The sequence below is a fragment of the Microbacterium sp. genome, assembly GCF_039812165.1.
GTDB lineage: Bacteria > Actinomycetota > Actinomycetes > Actinomycetales > Microbacteriaceae > Microbacterium.
This window is the reverse complement of sequence record NZ_JBDIAB010000229.1, coordinates 1-4,112: the sequence shown is the minus strand read 5'-3', so window position 1 is coordinate 4,112 and position 4,112 is coordinate 1. Positions and strand designations below refer to the sequence as shown.

The 4,112-nt window shown below is 73.4% G+C and carries 2 protein-coding genes and 1 pseudogene; all 3 read left to right on the top strand.

What is annotated here, in order from left to right; translation table 11 throughout:
• A pseudogene (locus tag WML84_RS13350) lies at nt 1-432 on the top strand (amino acid ABC transporter permease); the annotation flags it as partial.
• A gap of 68 nt (nt 433-500) precedes the next feature.
• Nucleotides 501-1,553, top strand: coding sequence for a phenylalanine--tRNA ligase subunit alpha (gene pheS / locus WML84_RS13345; protein WP_347346628.1), 1,053 nt, complete (start codon nt 501-503; stop codon nt 1,551-1,553).
• Nucleotides 1,553-4,078 (top strand): phenylalanine--tRNA ligase subunit beta, encoded by a 2,526-nt coding sequence (gene pheT, locus WML84_RS13340; RefSeq protein WP_347346627.1) that lies wholly within the window; start codon nt 1,553-1,555, stop codon nt 4,076-4,078. The genes pheS and pheT overlap by 1 nt, the downstream gene beginning before the upstream one ends.
• Nucleotides 4,079-4,112 lie beyond the last annotated feature (34 nt).

Below are 4,112 nucleotides of genomic sequence, written 5' to 3'. Positions count from 1 at the left end.
CTGCGCAAGTCGGGCGTCATGCGCCTCATCCTCCTGCCGCAGGCCATCCGGGCGATGATGCCGGTCATCATCGCGCAGCTCGTCGTGACCCTGAAGGACACCGCGCTCGGGTTCATCATCACCTACCCCGAGCTGCTGTACGTCGCGAAGCTCCTGGGGTCGAACGCCAACTTCGGCTCGCCGCTCATCCCGTCGGCGATGATCGCGGGCACGATCTACGTGGCGATGTGCCTCGCCCTCAGCTACCTCGCGGTGCGTGTCGAGCGCGGCGTCAAGCGCTCGCCGAAGACCGTCGTGGCGGGCACCGCCGGTGCCGTCGGCGGCATCGAGGCGGTCGGCGGCGCCGACGCTCCGAGCACCACGGCCGCGACCGAGGCGATCGCCACCCAGCGCGGCGAGCGGGGCGACGGGCCCACCGGCGGGGGAGCCTGACGGCAGGTCGAAGCCCGTCGGGCGGGCGGGACCGGCCGGGTCGTCGCGGCTCGGTAGACTCGTCTCTCGTGTCCGACACACCCGAGAAGACCCCCGAGATCACGCCCGAGGCGGTGGATGCCGCCGTCGCCGCGGCTCTCGCGGCGATCGCCGTGGCCGCTGACACCCACGAGCTCAAGACCGCGCGCGCCGCGCACTTCGCTGAGGGGTCACCCCTCGCACGGCTCAACGCGCAGCTGCGGCACGTGCCGAACGAGCGCAAGGCCGAGTTCGGCAAGCTCGTCGGCCAGGCCCGCGGCCGCGTGAACCAGGCGCTCGCCGCGCGCGAGGCCGAGCTCGCCGAGGCCGAGACCGCCGCGCGGCTGGAGGCCGAGCGCGTCGACGTCACGGCGCTCGCGGCGCGCACGCGCGTCGGGGCGCGGCATCCGCTCACGCTGCTGCAGGAGCAGATCGGCGACATCTTCGTCGGCATGGGCTGGGAGGTCGCGGAGGGGCCCGAGCTCGAGCACGAGTGGTTCAACTTCGACGCGCTGAACTTCGACGTCGACCACCCGGCGCGCCAGATGCAGGACACGTTCTTCGTCGACCCGGTGGAGCGCCACCTCGTGATGCGCACCCACACGAGCCCCGTGCAGATGCGCTCCATGCTCGAGCGCGACCTGCCGATCTACGTCATCTGCCCGGGCCGGGTGTACCGCACCGACGAGTTCGACGCCACGCACCTGCCGGTCTTCAGCCAGTTCGAGGGACTCGTGGTCGACAAGGGCATCACGATGGCGCACCTCAAGGGCACCCTCGACCACGTCGCGCGGCAGCTGTTCGGCGCCGAGGCGAAGACCCGGTTCCGCGCGAACTACTTCCCGTTCACCGAGCCGTCCGCCGAGCTCGACCTGTGGCATCCCACCTTCAAGGGCGGGGCGCGCTGGATCGAGTGGGGCGGCTGCGGCATGGTGAACCCGAACGTGCTGCGCGCCGCGGGCATCGACCCCGAGGTCTACTCCGGGTTCGCGTTCGGGATGGGGATCGAGCGGACCCTCATGTTCCGCTCCGACGTGCAGGACATGCGCGACATGGCCGAGGGCGATGTGCGCTTCAGCGAGCAGTTCGGGATGGTGGTCTGATGCGCGTCCCGCTGAAGTGGCTGCGTGAATACGTCGACGTGCCGGCGGATGCCACGGCCGACGACGTCCTGGCTGCGCTCGTGTCGGTCGGGTTCGAAGAGGAGGACGTCCACCGCTTCGAGCTGCAGGGTCCGGTCGTCGTCGGCGAGGTGGTCTCGTTCGTCGAGGAGCCGCAGTCCAACGGCAAGACGATCCGGTGGTGCCAGGTGCGCGTCGCCCCGGCCGACGAGACCGCGGCCGACGGCGGCCCCGCGGTGCACGGCATCGTGTGCGGCGCGCGCAACTTCTTCGAGGGCGACAAGGTCGTCGTGACCCTGCCCGGATCGGTGCTGCCGGGGCCGTTCCCGATCGCCGCGCGCAAGACCTACGGCCACGTCTCGGACGGCATGATCGCCTCGGCGCGCGAGCTCGGCCTCGGCGACGAGCACGACGGCATCCTGCGGCTGGCGACGCTCGGCGTCGACGCGCCGGTCGGCACCGACGCGATCGCGCTCCTCGGCCTCGACGACATCGCCGTCGAGATCAACGTGACGCCCGACCGCGGCTACGCGCTGTCGATCCGCGGCGTCGCGCGCGAGTACGCGCACGCCACGGGCGCCGCGTTCCACGACCCCGGTCTGCGCGAGGACGCCGTCGTGGACCCGGGTAACGGCTTCTCCGTCACGATCGCCGACGAGGCGCCGATCCGCGGGCGCGTGGGCGCGACCGAGTTCGTCACGCGCGTCGTGCGCGGCGTCGACCCGGACCGCCCGACCCCGCCGTGGATGACGACGCGGCTCGTGCTGGCAGGCGTCCGCCCCCTCGGCATCCTGATCGACATCACCAACTACGTCATGCTCGAGCTCGGCAACCCCATCCACGGGTACGACCTCGACGCGCTCGCCGGCGGTATCACGGTGCGCCGCGCCGCGGCGGGCGAGACGCTGCAGACCCTCGACGGGCAGGTGCGCACGCTCCACCCCGAGGACCTCCTCATCACCGACGAGTCCGGGCCCATCGGCCTCGCCGGCGTGATGGGCGGCGGCACGACCGAGATGAGCGCCACGACCCGCAACGTGCTGGTCGAGGCGGCGACGTTCGAGCAGGTCACGATCGCGCGCACCGCGCGGCGGCACAAGCTGCCGTCCGAGGCGTCGCGGCGCTTCGAGCGCGGCGTCGACCCGGCGATCGCCCTCGTGGCGGCCCAGCGCGTCGTCGACCTCATGGTCTCGCTCGCCGGCGGCACGGCCGACCCGGTCGGCTCCGCGATCCGCCCCTCGATCGACCGCGCCGCGATCGCTCTGCCCGCAGGCTTCGTCGCCGGCGTCATCGGCGTCGACTACGACCCGGCCCGCATCGCCGAGGTGCTCGAGCTGATCGGCTGCGCGGTCGAGGCCACGGCATCGGGCTGGGACGTCGTGCCGCCGAGCTGGCGCCCCGACCTCACCGACAAATGGACCCTCGCCGAGGAGGTCGCCCGCATCGACGGGTACGACCGCATCCCCTCGGTGCTGCCGGTGCCGCCGTCGGGCCGCGGGTTCACCCCCGCGCAGCAGGGCCGTCGTCGCGTCGCCAACGCGCTCGCCGCCGCCGGCTTCGTCGAGACCCCGTCGTTCCCGTTCACGACGGCGGCGCTCAACGACCTGCACGGGTCCGCGTCGGGCGAGCCGCTACCGAGCGTGCGCCTTGCGAACCCGATCGACGGGCATGCGCCGTTCCTGCGCCGTTCGCTCGTGCCGGGGCTCCTACAGGTCGCGCACCGCAACCTGTCGCGCGGCTTCACCGACCTCGCGCTGTTCGAGACCGGTCAGGTCTTCGCGCCCGAGTCGGACGTGCGCTACGGCACCGACGTCGTGCCGCCGCTCGCGGTGCGACCGGATGCCGCGACGCTCGCCGCGATCGACGCGTCGATCCCGCCGCAGCCGCGCCACGTCGCGTTCCTCCTCACCGGCAACCTCGTCGCCCGCCAGCCCGGCCAGCCGGCCGTGGCGGCCGAGCTCGTCGACGCGCTCACCGCGGTGCAGACGATCGCCGTGGCCGCCGGCGTCGAGATCGACGTCGCCCAGGGCGAGCGCGCCGCGCTCCACCCCGGCCGCACCGGCGTGCTGTCGATCGGCGGCACCGAGATCGGCTACGTCGGCGAGGTGGTCCCGGCCGTGTCGCAGGCCGCCGACCTGCCCGGTCGCGTCGTCGTCGGCGAGCTCGACCTCGACGCGCTCCTCTCGCTCGCGGGCGAGCGCGTGGTCGCGGCATCCCTCTCGGGCTACCCGGCCGCGACGCAGGACGTCTCGCTCGTCGTGGGTGCCGACCTGCCGGCCGGCCTCGTGCGCGAGGCGCTCGTCGAGGGCGCCGGAGAGCTGCTGGAGTCGGTGCGGCTCGTCGACGACTACCGCGGGCCGGGCGTCGTCGACGGTCAGAAGAGCCTGACGTTCGCGCTGCGCTTCCGCGCCGCCGACCGCACGCTGACGGCCGCGGAGGCGACCGAGGCGAAGCTCGCGGGCGTCGCCGTCGCCGCCGAGCGCTTCGGCGCCGCGATCCGCGACTGATCCGCCGCGCGCGTCCGCTCGCCCCTCGCGCCCG

What these genes read in the sequence shown, in the direction of transcription:
- pheT (WP_347346627.1), top strand. Translation starts at nt 1,553, where the DNA reads ATGCGCGTCCCGCTGAAGTGGCTGCGTGAATACGTCGACGTGCCGGCG.